Source organism: Streptomyces specialis, assembly GCF_001493375.1.
Taxonomy (GTDB): Bacteria; Actinomycetota; Actinomycetes; order Streptomycetales; family Streptomycetaceae; genus Streptomyces; species Streptomyces specialis.
Genome location: NZ_LN929896.1, coordinates 400,299 through 416,258 on the forward strand (window position 1 = coordinate 400,299; position 15,960 = coordinate 416,258).

A 15,960-nucleotide genomic window follows, 5' to 3' on the forward strand; every position below is an offset into this window, starting at 1 on the left:
CGTGAACGGGCATCAGGTTCTTCGGCTGGCAGATGTTGTAGAAGTACAGCAGCTCACCGGCCGAGGCGTGGCCCGAGACGTGGACGCGCGCGTTGCCCTTGTGGACGACGTTGGCGCCCCAGCGGGTCAGGCCGTTGATCACGCGGTAGACCGCGTTCTCGTTGCCCGGGATCAGGGACGAGGCGAGGATCACCGTGTCCCCCTCCACGATCCGGATCTGGTGGTCGCGGTTGGCCATTCTCGACAGCGCCGCCATGGGCTCGCCCTGGGAGCCGGTGCAGACGAGGACGACCTGATGGTCCGCCAGGTCGTCGAGGGCCTTGACGTCGACCACCAGCCCGGCCGGGACCCGCAGATAGCCGAGGTCCCGGGCGATGCCCATGTTCCGGACCATCGAGCGGCCGACGAAGGCGATCCTGCGGCCGTGCTCGTGGGCCGCGTCCACGATCTGCTGGATGCGGTGCACGTGGCTGGCGAAGCTGGCCACGATGATGCGCTTCTCGGCGCGCGCGAAGACCTGGCGCAGCACGCCGGAGATCTCGCGCTCCGGCGAGACGAAGCCCGGCACCTCGGCGTTGGTGGAGTCGGACAGCAGCAGGTCGATGCCCTCCTCGCCGAGCCGGGCGAAGGCCCGCAGGTCGGTGAGGCGGCCGTCCAGCGGGAGCTGGTCCATCTTGAAGTCGCCGGTGTGCACGGCCATGCCGGCCGGGGTGCGGATGGCGACGGCGAGCGCGTCGGGGATGGAGTGGTTGACCGCGACGAACTCGCAGTCGAACGGGCCGATCCGCTCGCGGTGTCCTTCCTTGACCTCCAGGGTGTAGGGCCGGATGCGGTGCTCCTGGAGCTTCGCCTCCAGCAGCGCGAGCGTGAGCTTGGACCCGATCAGGGGGATGTCCGGCTTCTCGCGCAGGAGGAACGGCACGCCACCGATGTGGTCCTCGTGCCCGTGGGTGAGCACGATGCCGTCGATGTCGTCGAGGCGGTTCTTGATGGAGCTGAAGTCCGGGAGGATGAGGTCGATCCCGGGTTGCTCCTGCTCGGGGAAGAGCACGCCGCAGTCGACGATGAGCAGCCTGCCGCCGTATTCGAAGACGGTCATGTTGCGGCCGATCTCGCCGAGCCCGCCGAGCGGGGTAACGCGTAGGCCACCCTCTGGAAGCTTCGGCGGCGGGCCGAGTTCTGGGTGCGGATGACTCAAGAGACTCTCCTGACCACGCGCGCCACACGCCCGGGCGGGCACGTGGCGCGCGTGACTGTGTGCACTGGTCGTATTCAGTTATCACCCTGGGCGCGGCGATGCGCGTCCCGGGCAACGTCTGTGTTGTCAGATCTGTACCCCACCGGCGGTGAGATCCCGCTTGAGTTGATCGGTCTCCTCGTCGGTGAGACCGATCAGGGGAAGCCGGAGGGGGCCGCCGGGAAGGCCCAGGAAGCCGAGGGCGGCCTTGGAGGTGATCACGCCCTGGGTCCGGAACATCCCGGTGAAGACCGGGAGCAGCTTCTGGTGGATCTCGGTGGCCTTGGCCACGTCACCGCCGGTGTGGGCGTCCACGAGCGCGCGCAGCTCGGGCGTGACCACATGGCCCACGACGGAGACGAAGCCCACCGCGCCGACGGACAGCAGGGGCAGGTTGAGCATGTCGTCGCCCGAGTACCAGGCGAGACCGGTGGTCGCGATGGCCCAGCTCGCCCGGCCCAGGTCGCCCTTGGCGTCCTTGTTGGCGACGATGCGCGGGTGAGCTGCCAGGCGGACCATGGTCTCCGTGTTGATCGGCACTCCGCTGCGGCCCGGGATGTCGTAGAGCATCACCGGGAGGTCGCTCGCGTCGGCGATGGCGGTGAAGTGCTGGTACAGGCCCTCCTGCGGCGGCTTGTTGTAGTACGGCGTGACGGTCAGCAGGCCGTGGGCACCGGCCGCCTGGGCGGCGCGTGCCAGCTCCACGCTGTGCCTGGTGTCGTTGGTGCCGACGCCCGCGACGATGTGGGCCCGGTCGCCCACGGCCTCCACCACGGCGCTGATCAGCCGGGATTTCTCCGCGTCACTCGTCGTCGGGGACTCGCCGGTGGTGCCGTTGACGACCAGGCCGTCATTGCCGGCGTCCACCAGGTGCGCGGCGAGCCGCTGCGCGCCGTCGAGGTCGAGCGATCCGTCCGCCGTGAATGGCGTGACCATGGCGGTCAGGACCCGTCCGAAGGGGGTCTGCGGTGTGGAGGTCGGAGCCATGGGTTCCACGCTACTCGCAGCTCAGCGGCTCTGGGGCCATCGGGGCGGGCAACCTGTGGATCCCGGCACTGCCTGCTCGGGGGTTCAGACAGCGCCGGGTCCGTTCATTCACCCTAAATGAACTTCGCTAAATGTCGCAATACGGACACTTCGGGCACCCCGGGGGCACGCATGCGTGACTCCTACGGCGCGACACGGCCGTTCGCGTTGAACGCGGCGTGCGTCAGCGGCATCAGACGGGCCCACTCGGCCTCCATCCGCTCGCCCACCATCTCGATCTCGCGCTGCGGGAACGAGGGCACCGCGGCCCGCTCGTCCTGGGTGCGCAGTCCGAGGAAGTGCATGAGCGACCGGGCGTTGCACGTGGCGTACATCGACGAGTACAGGCCGACCGGCAGCACCGCCCGGGCGACCTCCCTGGCCACGCCGGCGGCGAGCATCTTCTGATACGCCTCGTACGCCTGCCGGTAGGAGTCCTCCATGACCTTGCCGACCACCGCGTGCTGCTCGTGGGTGCCGGGCACGAAGTCATACTTCCCGGGGCGGCCCCGCTGGACCAGCCTGCGGTCCCCGCCGGGCACGTAGAACACCGGGCCCAGCTCCCGGTACCGCCCGCTCTCCTCGTTGTACGACCAGCCGACGCGGTGCCGGTGGAACTCGCGGAACACAAAGATCGGGGCGCTGACGAGGAACGTCATCGAGTTGTGCTCGAACGGGCTGCCGTGCCGGTCGCGCATCAGGTAGTTGATCAGGCCCTTCGAACGCTCCGGGTCCCGGCCGATCTCCTCGAGGGACTGCTCCCCCGCCGTGGACACGCGGGCCGCCCACAGCACGTCGGTGTCGGACGCGCTGTGCTTGACCAGCTCGACGGTCACGTCGCTGCGGAAACTGGGGGTGTCGGTCACCGTCGGATCCTTCCGTGTGGAACGCGGCTCAGCGTACGGGCAGGCATCGGGGAAGCCCCACCCGGCCCGGAGACGGCGGGTCCGGGGCAAACCCGGGGTAAAAGGGACCCCTCCGGACGGAGCCGGATTCTTCCCCTGATAAATTCGTATGAGGTCACTTCAGGGGGAGGAACACTCGCATGGCGTACGACGACGGCTTCGCCGGTGACATCACCCCGCCGCGCCGTCGGCCCTCCACGGGCGCGGTTCTCGGCGGCGCTCTGGTCGCCCTTGTCCTGATATGCGGGCTCATAGGGGCCGTGCTGCTGGCGCGGCCCGCGCTCGATGTCGAACATCAGTCGGTTCCCGACGCTCCCGAGGCGGCGGAAGGCCACTGAAGCGCGGTAGCCTCACCGTTCACAGCACCACCCCCACGTGATGTCTCTGTGAATGCGAACGAGGATCAGCCGTGCCCCTGCGCTTTCTCGCGGCCGACGACGACTCCGCCGCCACTGTGCCGGACGAGCCGCTGCCGCACGTGGATCAGGACCACTGGCGCCGCCCCTACCGGCCCGGCCCCTGGCGTGTGGCCCTCGCCGCGCTGACGCTCCTGATCGCCGCTTACATGCTGCTCTCCGCCATGATCATCATCATGGCGGGCTCGCCCACCGGCGCCACCGCCACCGGCCTCGCCGCCACCGCGGCCATCGCCTTCGCGCTGCGGCTGCTGCGCATCGGCATCTGGGTCAGCCCGCACGGCCTGCGCCGCGTGGGGCTGCTCGCCACGACGACGCTGCCGTGGCGCGACATCGGCCGTGTCTCCACCGTGCAGCAACCGGTGAAGTGGCTCGGGCTGCCGCGCGGTGTGCAGGGCCAGGCCCTCCAGATCGAACGGCGTCACGGCGAGCCGCTGCGCACGCTGCTGACCGACCACAACGCCGACTTCCTGTCGCGCCCCGAGGCGTTCGACCGCGCCGCCGACGTGCTGGAGGCGTGGGCCGCCGAGAACCGCGCCGAGCCCCGCTGACCTCCGCGGCCGGCGTGGCGGCGGCGCTACGTCCCGGCGCGCGTCGAGCGGCCGGCGCGCAGCGCGATCGCGTGCTGCATCGCCTTCCGCGCGCGCGGCGTGTCCCGCGCGTCGTGGTAGGCGACGGCGAGCCGGAACCAGCAGCGCCAGTCCCCCGGGCTCGCCTCGGCCTCCGCCCGCCGCCGTTCGAACACCGCGTCGGCCGAGGCCCGGTCCACGCGACCGCTGGGCGTGCGCGCCAGCTCGTCCACCGGGAGCCCGCCCTCGGCGTCCAGCTCCCTCGCGAGCCGGTTGGCGTCCCGCACGAACCGCGCGCTGCGCCACAGGAACCACCCGCCGAGCAGCGGCAGGACCAGCACCGCCGCGCCCAGCGGCACGGTCACCCAGGTGCCCTCCAGGATCAGCACCACCCCGCGGTGGCCGAGCAGCCCGGCGTACACCAGCAGGGCCGCGCACAGCGCCACGTAACCCACCTTGGCGCGCACGGCTAGCCGTCCAGCTCCATGAAGTGCTCCAGGCCGAAGGTCAGGCCAGGGGCGCCGGAGATCCGCCGGATGCCGAGCAGGACGCCCGGCATGAACGAGCCGCGGTTCATCGAGTCGTGGCGGATGGTGAAGATCTCGCCCTCGTCGCCGAACAGCACCTCCTGGTGCGCGATCAGCCCGCGCAGGCGGACGGCGTGCACCGGCACCCCGTCCACGTCCGCGCCGCGCGCGCCCTCCAGCGCCGTGCTCGTGGCGTCCGGCTGCGCGCCGAGGCCGGCGGCGCCGCGGGCCCCGGCGATGAGCTGGGCGGTGCGCACGGCGGTGCCGCTGGGCGCGTCCGCCTTGTTGGGGTGGTGCAGCTCGACGATCTCCACCGATTCGAAGAACCGGGCGGCCTGCTGCGCGAACCGCATCGTCAGCACGGCGCCGATGCCGAAGTTCGGCGCGATCAGCACCCCGGTCGCCGGGGAACCGGCCAGCCAGCCCCGGAGGGTGGCGAGCCGGTCCTCCGTCCAGCCGGTGGTGCCCACGACGCCGTGGATGCCGTTGCGGACGCAGAACTCCAGGTTGTCCATCACCGACTCGGGCCGGGTCAGCTCGACGGCGACCTGGGCACCGGCCTCGGTCAGCGTCTCCAGCTTGTCGCCGCGGCCCAGCGCGGCGACCAGCTCCATGTCGGGCGCCTCCGTCACGGCCCGGACGGCCTCGGAACCCATCCGTCCGCGGGCGCCGATGACGGCCACGCGCAGCTTGCTCATCGCACTCCTTCTCGGTTCCCCCTCGGTCCCCCGGCCGGTCGGCTAGGCGACGGCGCCGGACAGGCGCGCGGTCTGCCGGTCGTTCAGCGGGCCGATGACGGACAGCGAGGGACGCTGTCCGAGCAGCTCGCGGGCGACGCTCCGGACATCGTCCGGGGTGACCTCGGTGATGCGCTCCAGCATCTCATCCACCGAGAGCTGGCTTCCCCAGCACACCTCGCTCTTGCCGAGCCGGTGCATCAGGGAGCCGGTGTCCTCCAGACCGAGCACGGTCGAACCGGCGAGCTGCCCGATCGCGCGGCGGACCTCGTCGTCCCCGAGGCCGTGCTCGGCGACGTCCGCGAGCTGGTCCCGGCAGATCTTCAGCACGTCGTCCAGCCGGTCGGGGCGGCAGCCGGCGTAGACGCCGAACAGGCCGCAGTCGGCGTAGCCGGAGGTGTGCGTGTAGATGCTGTAGGCCAGACCGCGCTTCTCGCGGACCTCCTGGAAGAGACGCGAACTCATGCCGCCGCCGAGGGCGGTGGACAGGACGCTCAGCGCCCAGCGGCGCTCGTCGTGGCGGGAGACGCCGGGCATGCCGAGCACGGCGTGCGCCTGCTCGGTGGGACGCCCGACGACGGCGACCCGGCCGGCGGCCCTGATGGCGCGCTGTCCGGAGCGCGGGCCGACGGGCTCGGCGCCCGTGGCGGCGAGCGCGCCCGCCCGTTCGAACGCGGCGCCGACCTGTTCCACGACGGCCGCGTGATCCACGTTCCCCGCGGCGGTGACGACCAGGCGCGCCGGCTCGTAGTGGCGCCGGTAGAAGCGGGCGATCCGGTCGCGGGTCAGCGCGTTGACCGTCGCCTCGGTGCCCAGCACGGGGCGGCCCAGCGGGCTGTCGCCGAGCAGGGTGTGGGCGAAGAGGTCGTGGACGCCGTCGCCGGGGTCGTCCTCGGTCATCGCGATCTCTTCGAGGATGACGCCGCGCTCGGCGTCCACGTCCTCGGCGGCGATCACCGAGCTGGTGAGCATGTCACAGACGATGTCCACGGCAAGCGGCAGGTCGCTGTCGAGGACACGGGCGTAGTAGCAGGTGAACTCCTTGGTGGTGAAGGCGTTCATCTCGCCGCCGACCGCGTCGACGGCCGAGGAGATCTCCAGGGCCGTACGCCGTTCGGTGCCCTTGAACAGCAGGTGTTCGAGGTAGTGGGTGGCGCCGTTGAGCGCCGGGGTCTCGTCGCGCGAGCCGACCCGGGCCCAGATGCCGAACGTGGCGGAGCGGACCGAGGGCACCGACTCGGTCAGGACGCGCAGGCCGCCGGGCAGGACGGTCCTGGCGACGGCGCCGGGACCGTTCTCGGCGCCACGCGGACGGGGCACGGCCCGCCCCACCTCGGTGGTGGGGCGGGCCGTGGCACGCGATGCCGTACGGGAGTGACGGATCACTGGTCGGCGGCGTCCTTGTCGGTGTCGGCCGCGTCCTCGGCGCCGCCGTCGGCGGCCTCCTCCAGGACGGGGATCAGCGAGAGCTTCCCGCGCTGGTCGATCTCGGCGATCTCGACCTGGACCTTCTGGCCGACGCCGAGGACGTCCTCGACGTTCTCCACGCGCTTGCCGCCGGCCAGCTTGCGGATCTGCGAGATGTGCAGCAGACCGTCCTTGCCGGGCAGCAGGGAGACGAACGCGCCGAAGGTGGTCGTCTTCACGACCGTGCCCAGGTACCGCTCGCCGACCTCGGGCATCGTCGGGTTGGCGATGCCGTTGATCGTGGCGCGGGCGGCCTCGGCGGAGGGACCGTCGGCGGCGCCGATGTAGATGGTGCCGTCGTCCTCGATGGTGATGTCGGCGCCGGTGTCCTCCTGGATCTGGTTGATCATCTTGCCCTTGGGGCCGATGACCTCGCCGATCTTGTCCACCGGGATCTTGACGGTGATGATCCGCGGGGCGTTCGGGGACATCTCGTCGGGGACGTCGATGGCCTCGCTCATCACGTCGAGGATGTGCAGCCGGGCGTCCCGGGCCTGCTTCAGCGCGGCGGCCAGCACGGAGGCGGGGATGCCGTCGAGCTTGGTGTCGAGCTGGAGCGCGGTGACGAACTGGCGGGTGCCGGCGACCTTGAAGTCCATGTCGCCGAACGCGTCCTCGGCGCCCAGGATGTCGGTGAGGGTGACGTAGTGCGTCTCGCCCTCGATCTCCTGCGAGATCAGGCCCATCGCGATGCCGGCCACCGGCGCCCGCAGCGGGACACCCGCGTTCAGCAGCGACATGGTGGAGGCGCAGACCGAGCCCATCGACGTCGAGCCGTTGGAGCCGAGCGCCTCGGAGACCTGCCGGATCGCGTAGGGGAACTCCTCGCGGCTGGGCAGCACCGGGATCAGGGCCCGCTCGGCGAGCGCGCCGTGGCCGATCTCGCGGCGCTTGGGGGAACCGACGCGGCCGGTCTCACCCGTCGAGTAGGGCGGGAAGTTGTAGTTGTGCATGTACCGCTTGCGGGTCACCGGCGACAAGGTGTCGAGCTGCTGCTCCATCCGGAGCATGTTCAGCGTGGTGACGCCGAGGATCTGCGTCTCGCCTCGCTCGAACAGCGCCGAGCCGTGCACCCGCGGGATCGCCTCGACCTCGGCGGCCAGCGTGCGGATGTCGGTGACGCCACGGCCGTCGATGCGGACCTTGTCGCGGATGACGCGCTCGCGGACCAGCGCCTTGGTCAGCGACCGGTAGGCGGCGGAGATCTCCTTCTCGCGGCCCTCGAACTGGGGCAGCAGCTTCTCCGCGGCGACCGTCTTGACGCGGTCCAGCTCGGTCTCGCGCTCCTGCTTGCCGGCGATGGTCAGCGCCTGGGCCAGCTCGTCGCGGACGGCCGCCGACAGCGCCTCGTACACGTCGTCCTGGTAGTCCAGGAAGACCGGGAACTCACCGGTCGGCTTCGCGGCCTTGGCGGCGAGGTCGGACTGCGCCCGGCACAGGACCTTGATGAACGGCTTGGCGGCCTCCAGGCCCGCGGCGACGACCTCCTCGGTCGGGGCCTGGGCGCCGCCCTTGATCAGCTCGATCGTCCTGTCGGTGGCCTCCGCCTCGACCATCATGATCGCGACGTCACCGTCCGGCAGGACGCGGCCGGCGACGACCATGTCGAAGACGGCCTCCTCCAGCTCCGAGTGGGTCGGGAACGCCACCCACTGGCCGCGGATCAGGGCCACGCGGGTGCCGCCGATGGGGCCGGAGAACGGCAGGCCGGCGAGCTGCGTGGAACAGGACGCGGCGTTGATGGCGACCACGTCGTAGAGGTGGTCGGGGTTGAGGGCCATGATCGTCTCGACGATCTGGATCTCGTTGCGCAGGCCCTTCTTGAACGAGGGGCGCAGCGGGCGGTCGATGAGGCGGCAGGTGAGGATGGCGTCCTCGGACGGGCGCCCCTCGCGCCGGAAGAAGGAGCCGGGGATCTTCCCGGCGGCGTACATCCGCTCCTCGACGTCGACGGTGAGCGGGAAGAAGTCGAGCTGGTCCTTGGGGTTCTTGGACGCGGTGGGGGCCGACAGGACCATCGTGTCGTCGTCCAGGTACGCGACGGCCGAGCCGGCCGCCTGCCGGGCGAGCCGGCCCGTCTCGAAGCGGATCGTGCGGGTGCCGAAAGCGCCGTTGTCGATCACGGCCTCGGCGTAGTGGGTCTCGTTCTCCACTGTGGAAATTCTCCTCTTCTGTGCCCCGCCGACTCGGCGGGGCGGTGAGGGGGAGCGCCTCCGGACTGGCCGGCCATCGATCGAAGCCTCCGGGGCCTGTACGCCCGGAAGCCACTACCGAGGACCGGCGACGTGCGGAGGGGCACCGCCCCGTGCGTTCGTCTGTTCACGGTCGTGCCGCTGGAACCCAGCCTACAAAGGGCAGCGGTTCCCGGCTCGGTTTCCGTCCCTGACGGGAACCGGATACGGCGAAGGGAGCGGCCCCCCGCGGGTGGCCGCTCCCTCTCGCACTGCTTACCTGGCGCCCGCCGCGCCGCGGCGGATGCCGAGCCGCTCCACCAGGGCGCGGAAACGCTGGATGTCCTTGCGGGCCAGGTACTGCAGCAGTCGGCGGCGCTGGCCGACCAGGAGCAGCAGGCCCCGGCGGGAGTGGTGGTCGTGCTTGTGGATCTTCAGGTGCTCGGTCAGGTCCGAGATGCGGCGCGACAGCAGAGCGACCTGGACCTCGGGGGAGCCGGTGTCGCCCTCTTTGGTGGCGAACTCGGCGATGATCTTCTGCTTCGTGGCGGCGTCGAGCGACGACACACGTACTCCTTGACGTTGTCCGATCTGGCCACCGAGTGCCCCTGGGCTGATCCACAGGGGAGCTTCCGGAACTCGGGAGGCGGGGTCCGCTGAGCGCTTCCTCCAGAAGACTCCGGGGGCGCGTACGCAAACGGCCGCTAAGCAGGCTACAACAGGATGGCCCGGCGAGCACATCCGCCCTGCTCAGGCACTGGTCGTCCGCTGCCCGGACCGCTCAGCCGCTGGTCAGCCCCCTCGCCTTCGCGTAGACGTCGAGCACCGCGAGGCACAGCGGGATCAGGGACAGCAGCACGGCGCTCTCGGTCAGGTCGAAGACCCTGCCCCAGAACGGGGTGAGCCCGGCGCGCGGCACGATCAGCGCGATCGCCGTGACCAGGCCGGCGGCGGCGGTGAGGGCGGCGGTCAGCCACAGGGTGCGCAGGCCGGGGTCGCCGCCGCCCGCGGTGGTCGCGTCGGTGGCGAAACCGAGGACGAGCAGCGCGAGGGAGCCGAGCCCCGCGATCAGCAGCACCGCCACCTGGACGGCGTACCGGAAGAGCCGGGCGCGGGTGAGCAGGGCGAGGCCGGTGGCCAGGGCGAGCACCTGGCCCCAGCCGCTGTCGGAGAAGCCGAGGACGGCGGCGGCGGCCGTGGCGCGGACGGCGCAGCCGCCGGTGAGGCCGAGCAGGATCTGGGGGCCGCGCCTGGCCTGCGCGGCGAGGCGCTCGGCGGCGGCCGGGCCGGCGGCCGGCTGCGGCGGCTCGGGGGCGGCCGTCCCGTAGCCGGGCGGCGGGGCGGTGTAGCCGAGGGGCAGCCGTACGAGGCTCGCGGCGAGGGCCGGGAGGAAGGCCAGGGCGCCCAGCGCGACGGGCGCGCAGACGGCGGCGGTCTCGGCGGGTTCGGCCTCGGTGAGGACGGCGAGGAACGTGGCGAGGGTGCCGAGGGTCGCGGCGGACGCGGCGGCCACGAACCAGGCGGCGGCCTCCGCCATGACGGCGATCAGGACGACGGCGGCGACCAGGACGGCGGCGCAGCCGAGCAGCAGTTCCAGGCGGCCGACGCCGTGGCCGTCGTCGAGGGGCAGTATGCCGGTGCCGCCGGCGAAGGCGTGCGGCAGGGCGGCGAGACCGAACGCGACACCGGCGGCGTCGTCGGCGTAGACCCGGGCGCGGACGGCGGCGAAGGAGAGCAGCAGGAGCGCGAGGACGCCCGCGAGGACACCGGGCAGGCCGTGCGCCTCGTGCCGGTCGGGCTCGCCGTACCAGAGCACGACGGCGGTCAGCGCGGCGAGGACCGCGGCGGCGGCGAGGCCGGCCGTCCGCAGCATCCGGTCCTGCCACAGCCGCCGGTCGCCCCCGACGGCGTCGGCGACGGCGTCCGTCACGTCGTCGTGGACGGGCGGCGGGAGCGAGTCGGCGAAGGGACGCAGGACCAGCACGTCGCCGTCCAGGACGCGCTGTGCGGCGAGGGTGCGGGAGCCGTCCAGCACGGTCCCGTCCCGGCGGACCAAGTGGTAGCCGGCCGGGGCCTCCTGATCGGGCGTCTGGCCGGTCAGGCGCAGGACCTCGGGGTACAGGTCGGCCAGCGGGATGTCGTCGGGAAGTGCCAGATCGGTACGGCCGGCCGGCGCGGCGACGGTGATCCGGCAGAAGCCGGTGGCTGCGGTCGTGCTCACGGAACGACTCCCCTCCCCTTGGGCACGCACTGCGTCGGACACCCTACCGTCCGCCAACTAGGATCGTGCGCGGTGCGACAATCCAGCCGTTGGCGCAGGGGGATATCGATGAGCCAGGTCGTGGTGAAGCGACCGCCGAGGGCGCTGCCCAGGAAGCTGCCGAGCGAGGCCGTACCGCTGCTGCCACCGCCCGAACTGCCCAAGGGGCAGCAGGAGGGCGTGCTGATGCAGATCATGCCGATGCTCGGCATGGGCTCGTCGGTGGTGTTCTTCTTCATGCCGGGGGCGCATCCGTTCATGCGGGTCATGGGGATGCTGATGCTGGTCTCCACCGGCGGCATGCTGATCGCGATGATCGTGCGCGTCCGGCGCGGCACGCAGGGGCAGATGGCGCAGCTTCGGCGGGACTATCTGAAGTACCTGGCGCGCACCCGGCGGGAGGTGCGGGAGACCGCGCGGGAGCAGCGGGACACGCGGTTGTATCTGCACCCGGCGCCGGAGCAGTTGTGGGCGCTGGTCGCGGAGGGCAGCCGGGTGTGGGAACGGCGGCCCGGCGACGCGGACTTCGGCCAGGTGCGGCTGGGCCTGGGCGAACACCAGCTCGTGACGCCGCTGATCGAGCCGGCGACCGCCCCGGTGGACGAGCTGGAGCCGCTGACGGCGGGAGCGATGCGCCGGTTCCTGGAGACGCACAGCACCGTTCCGGCGCTGCCGATGGCGGTGTCGCTGCGCGGGTTCTACCGGGTGACGCTGACCGGTGACGCGGAGACGGCGTGCGGCGTGGCGCGTTCGCTGGTGGCCGCGTTGACGGCCCTGCACGCGCCGGAGGACGTGACGCTGGCAGTGGTCGCGGCCGGGGCGGAGGCGGCGGAGCGCTGGGAGTGGGCCAAGTGGCTGCCGCACACCCAGGCGTCGGCGCTGGACGGGGCCGGCACGCGACGGCTGATCGGCGGGAGCGTGCCGGAGGCGGAGCAGGAGCTGGCGGGACGCCTGGAGGGCCGGGGGCGGTTCTCGCCCAACGGCAAGCCGGTGCTCGACCAGCCGCACGTGGTGCTGCTGCTGGACGGCGGCGCGCGGATACCGCCGCACTCGGTGTTCGCCACCGCGGAGGGCCTGCAGGGCGTCACGATCGTGGAGGTGGCGCCCGGTGAGGCCGCGCCGCCGCGTGACGGCCTGGCGGCGTTCTGCGCGCCCGGACTGCGGCGCCTGGAGGCGCCGGACGGCTCGGTGTTCGACGGTGAGCCGGACGTGCTGCCGCCGGCGGCGGCCGAGGCGTTCGCCCGGCAGGTGGCGCCGCTGCGGCTGGGCACGGCCGCGGACGAGGACGAGCCGCTGCTGGCGAACCTGGACTTCTCCGATCTGCTCGGTCTCGGCGATCCGGCGTCGGTCGACGTGGCGCGGACGTGGCGGCCGAGGTCGGCGGGTGAACGGCTGCGGGTGCCGATCGGCGTGGACGAGGAGGGCCAGCCGGTGATGCTGGACCTCAAGGAGGCGGCGCAGGAGGGCATGGGCCCGCACGGGCTGTGCGTGGGGGCCACCGGCTCGGGCAAGTCGGAGCTGCTGCGGACCCTGGTGCTGGGCCTGGCGGTCACCCACACGTCGGAGACGCTGAACTTCGTGCTGGCGGACTTCAAGGGCGGCGCCACGTTCACCGGGATGGCCGGGCTGCCGCACGTGTCGGCGGTGATCACCAACCTGTCGGACGACCTGACGCTGGTCGACCGCATGGGCGACTCGATCCGCGGCGAACTCCAGCGGCGGCAGGAGCTGCTGCGGGCGGCGGGCAACTACGCCAACCTCCACGACTACGAGCGGGCGCGGGCGGCGGGCGCGCCGCTGGAGCCGCTGGCGTCGCTGGTGCTGGTGATCGACGAGTTCAGCGAACTGCTCACGGCGAAGCCGGACTTCATCGACATGTTCATCCAGATCGGCCGCATCGGCCGGTCGCTGGGCGTCCATCTGCTGCTGGCCTCCCAGCGGCTGGAGGAGGGGCGGCTGAAGGGTCTGGACACCTACCTGTCGTACCGGATCGGCCTGCGGACGTTCTCCGCGGCCGAGTCGCGGACGGCGATCGGGGTGCCGGACGCGTACCACCTGCCGCAGGTGCCGGGCTCGGGTCTGCTGAAGTCGGGGACGGAGCGGATGACGCGCTTCAAGGCGGCGTACGTCTCGGGCCCCTACCGCGAGCCGGGGGCGGGGCGGGAGGCGGCGGGGACGGGCCCGAGGCGTACGCCGCGGCGCCGGCCGGTGCTGTTCACCGCCGCGCCGGTGCCGGTGACGTACGCCGATCCCGAGCCGCGCCCGGAGCCGGCGGGCGGCGGCGGGCCGGACGGCGATCCGCTGGCGGACTCGGTCCTGGACGTGGTCACCAGCGGCGGGACGACGACGGGCAGAACCGAGTCCGCCAGCGGAACGACGTACGGGAGCTGGAGGGGCGGGGGCCGGCGGCGCACCAGGTGTGGCTGCCGCCGCTGGGGGAGGCGCCGACGATGGACGGGCTGCTGCCGGGGCTGGGCGTGGTCGAGGGCCTGGGGCTGCGGGCTTCCGGGGCGCCGGGCGGGCTGACGGTTCCGCTGGGCCTCGTGGACAAGCCGTTCGAGCAGCGCAGGGAGGTTCTGTTCCGCGACTTCTCGGGCTCGGGCGGGCACATGCTGATCGTCGGCGGGCCGCGGTCCGGGAAGTCGACGCTGCTGCGGACGCTGGTCGCGTCGTTCGCGCTGACGCACACGCCGCGCGAAGCGCAGTTCTACGGGCTGGACTTCGGGGGCGGCGGACTGTCCGCGGTGGAGGGCCTGCCGCACGTCGGTGGCGTCGCCTCCCGGCTGGACCCGGACCGGGTGCGGCGGACGGTGGCCGAGGTGGCGGGCGTGCTGGCGCGGCGCGAGGAGTTCTTCCGGCGCGAGGGCATCGACTCGGTGGTCACCTACCGGCGGCTGCGCGCGGCGGGGCGGCTGCCCGGCGAGCCGTGGGGCGGCGTCTTCCTGCTGATCGACGGCTGGGCGGCGTTCCGCCAGGAGTACGACGGGACGCTGGAGCCGGTCATCAACGACCTCGCGGCGCGCGGCCTCGGCTACGGCGTCCACCTGGTCGTCACGGCGGCCCGCTCCATGGAGATCCGGCCCGCGCTGAAGGACCAACTGACCAACCGGCTGGAGCTGCGGCTGGGCGACACCCTGGACTCGGAGTTCGACCGCAAGGTCGCCGCCGCGGTCCCGGCCGGCGTACCGGGCCGGGGGCAGACCCCCGACAAGCTGCACTGGATGGCGGCGCTGCCCCGCCTGGACGGACAGAGCCGGGCGAGCGACCTCGCGGAGGGCACGGCGTCCCTCGTGGAAGCCGTCCGCACGGCCTGGCCGGGCGAGGCGGCCCCACCCGTACGCCTCCTGCCACGACGCCTGGGCGCCCGGGATCTGCCGAAGGGGTTCGAGCGGCCGGACGAGGGCATCGCGATCGGCGTGAGCGAGACCGATCTGGAGCCGGTGTTCGTGAACTTCGAGAAGGACCCGTTCCTGCTGGTCGTCGGTGAGAGCGAGTCGGGGAAGTCAGCGGCGCTCCGGCTGATCATGCACAAGCTCGCGGAGCGCTACTCCGCCGATCAGGCGCGCTTCATCGTCGCCGACTACCGTCGTTCCCTGATGGCGGCGGCTCCCGAGGGGTTCGTCGCGAGCTACTCCACGACGGAGGCGCGGCTCACGCAGGACGTGATCTCGCTCAAGGGCGTCTTCGAGAAGCGGACGCCCCGGGAGGACATCAGCGTCGAGGAGCTGCGCGCCCGCAGTTGGTGGCACGGGCCCCGGCTGTTCCTCATCGTCGACGACTACGACCTGGTGGCGACGGCCAAGAACCCGCTGGGCGTTCTGGCGGAGCACCTGCCGTACGCCCGGGACGTCGGGATCAACCTGATCATCGCCCGGAACGCGTCGGGCATCTCACGGGCGATCTTCGAGCCCCTGCTCCAGCGCATGCGGGACCTCGGCGCGCAGGGCGTGGTCCTGTCCGGGGACCCCAAGGAGGGCGAGATCCTCCCCGGCGTGCGCCCCCGCCCCCTGCCGCCGGGCCGGGCGCAGTTCGCCACGCGCCGCCGCGGCAGGCCGCTGGTCCAACTGGGCTGGCAGCCGGAGGAGTGAGGAAGGGGCCCCGCCCGGCGGGGGCCGGGGGTCAGTACTCGTTGCGCGGGCTCTCCCCCTCCGGCGTGCTGAAACACGCGGACACCAACGAGACATGGAGCCGGGGGTCGTCGTCGCCGCCCTCGATCGTCACATGAGCCGCGTACTCGATCCGGGTGTTCTCGAAGAGGATGCGGGGCGTGCGGTTCGCGTTGTCCAGTTCACCGTCCTCGAGGATCTCCCAGCCTTCCCGCGGGAGTTCCGCCCGCAGCCGGTCCATGGCCTCCTCGAGCGTCCGACGCGGCAGTCCCGAGACAGACCACGGGTGGTCCATCGTGTACAGACGCTCTTTCTCGGGGTCGTCCTCGCAGATCCCCACGCCGGGGCCCGGTTCGGACACCTGCCCCTGGATCGCGGCCACATCGAGAATGCGGCTGGAGACGTCACTCGCCTCCGCCCGGGCGTCGTCCACCGACTTCACGGTCGGCGCCGCCTGGGACTCGCCGTCCTGTCCGCTCACATCCGAACACCCCACGACACTGCACAAAAGGAAAAATACCCCGGCCGACAGCCTGCTC

12 protein-coding genes and 1 pseudogene (1 of these 13 cut by a window edge) are annotated in these 15,960 nt (G+C 72.2%); 3 read left to right on the forward strand and 10 right to left on the reverse strand.

The window, feature by feature from the left end:
- From BN2279_RS19965 to thyX, 3 genes are all read right to left on the reverse strand, one after another.
- Positions 1–1,198 carry the 5' portion of a ribonuclease J gene (locus BN2279_RS19965; RefSeq protein WP_059011558.1) on the reverse strand. It extends 488 nt beyond the left edge of the window, so 1,198 of the gene's 1,686 nt are visible here — the first part of the coding sequence; its start codon is at positions 1,196–1,198; its stop codon lies beyond the left edge, outside the window.
- Positions 1,199–1,324: 126 nt separating this feature from the next.
- The gene (dapA, locus tag BN2279_RS19970) at positions 1,325–2,224 is read right to left on the reverse strand and encodes a 4-hydroxy-tetrahydrodipicolinate synthase (protein ID WP_059011560.1); all 900 of its coding nucleotides are present in this window, start codon (positions 2,222–2,224) and stop codon (positions 1,325–1,327) included.
- Between the two features lie 182 nt (positions 2,225–2,406).
- Entirely contained in the window at positions 2,407–3,129 is a 723-nt protein-coding gene (gene thyX / locus BN2279_RS19975; RefSeq protein WP_059011562.1) for an FAD-dependent thymidylate synthase, read from the reverse strand.
- Positions 3,130–3,308: 179 nt separating this feature from the next.
- Between thyX and BN2279_RS19980 the strand changes: the two genes are divergently transcribed.
- Both BN2279_RS19980 and BN2279_RS19985 read left to right on the forward strand, forming a co-directional pair.
- A complete protein-coding gene (locus tag BN2279_RS19980; RefSeq protein WP_059011564.1) occupies positions 3,309–3,506 on the forward strand; it encodes a hypothetical protein in 198 nt (65 codons plus the stop codon).
- A gap of 71 nt (positions 3,507–3,577) precedes the next feature.
- Positions 3,578–4,135, forward strand: coding sequence for a PH domain-containing protein (locus BN2279_RS19985; RefSeq protein ID WP_059011565.1), 558 nt, complete (start codon positions 3,578–3,580; stop codon positions 4,133–4,135).
- Positions 4,136–4,161: 26 nt separating this feature from the next.
- Here BN2279_RS19985 and BN2279_RS19990 read toward each other — a convergent pair whose 3' ends face one another.
- The 6 genes from BN2279_RS19990 to eccD form a co-directional block, all read right to left on the reverse strand.
- Positions 4,162–4,620, reverse strand: a complete 459-nt coding sequence (locus BN2279_RS19990) for a hypothetical protein (protein ID WP_059011567.1) — start codon at positions 4,618–4,620, stop codon at positions 4,162–4,164.
- Between the two features lie 2 nt (positions 4,621–4,622).
- On the reverse strand, positions 4,623–5,378 hold the full coding sequence (dapB, locus tag BN2279_RS19995) for a 4-hydroxy-tetrahydrodipicolinate reductase (RefSeq protein ID WP_059011569.1): 756 nt from the start codon (positions 5,376–5,378) through the stop codon (positions 4,623–4,625).
- Between the two features lie 42 nt (positions 5,379–5,420).
- Positions 5,421–6,800: a M16 family metallopeptidase gene (locus tag BN2279_RS20000; protein ID WP_059012594.1), complete on the reverse strand. Its 1,380-nt coding sequence runs from the start codon at positions 6,798–6,800 to the stop codon at positions 5,421–5,423.
- A complete protein-coding gene (locus BN2279_RS20005) occupies positions 6,800–9,037 on the reverse strand; it encodes a polyribonucleotide nucleotidyltransferase (RefSeq protein WP_059011571.1) in 2,238 nt (745 codons plus the stop codon). Before BN2279_RS20005 ends, BN2279_RS20000 begins: the two co-directional genes overlap by 1 nt.
- A gap of 294 nt (positions 9,038–9,331) precedes the next feature.
- A complete protein-coding gene (gene rpsO, locus BN2279_RS20010) occupies positions 9,332–9,622 on the reverse strand; it encodes a 30S ribosomal protein S15 (RefSeq protein ID WP_059011573.1) in 291 nt (96 codons plus the stop codon).
- A 214-nt stretch (positions 9,623–9,836) separates the two neighbouring features.
- Entirely contained in the window at positions 9,837–11,276 is a 1,440-nt protein-coding gene (gene eccD / locus BN2279_RS20015; RefSeq protein WP_059011575.1) for a type VII secretion integral membrane protein EccD, read from the reverse strand.
- Between the two features lie 108 nt (positions 11,277–11,384).
- Between eccD and eccCa the strand changes: the two are divergent.
- Positions 11,385–15,403: pseudogene (gene eccCa / locus BN2279_RS20020) on the forward strand (type VII secretion protein EccCa).
- A 31-nt stretch (positions 15,404–15,434) separates the two neighbouring features.
- Here the strand turns inward: eccCa and BN2279_RS20025 are convergent.
- The gene (locus tag BN2279_RS20025) at positions 15,435–15,902 is read right to left on the reverse strand and encodes a hypothetical protein (RefSeq protein ID WP_059011576.1); all 468 of its coding nucleotides are present in this window, start codon (positions 15,900–15,902) and stop codon (positions 15,435–15,437) included.
- Positions 15,903–15,960: the final 58 nt, after the last annotated feature.

Bases quoted from the DNA above. Each gene is read 5' to 3' on its own strand.
- dapA (WP_059011560.1), bottom strand. From the start codon at position 2,224: ATGGCTCCGACCTCCACACCGCAGACCCCCTTCGGACGGGTCCTGACC.
- dapB (WP_059011569.1), bottom strand. From the start codon at position 5,378: ATGAGCAAGCTGCGCGTGGCCGTCATCGGCGCCCGCGGACGGATGGGT.
- BN2279_RS19980 (WP_059011564.1), top strand. From the start codon at position 3,309: ATGGCGTACGACGACGGCTTCGCCGGTGACATCACCCCGCCGCGCCGT.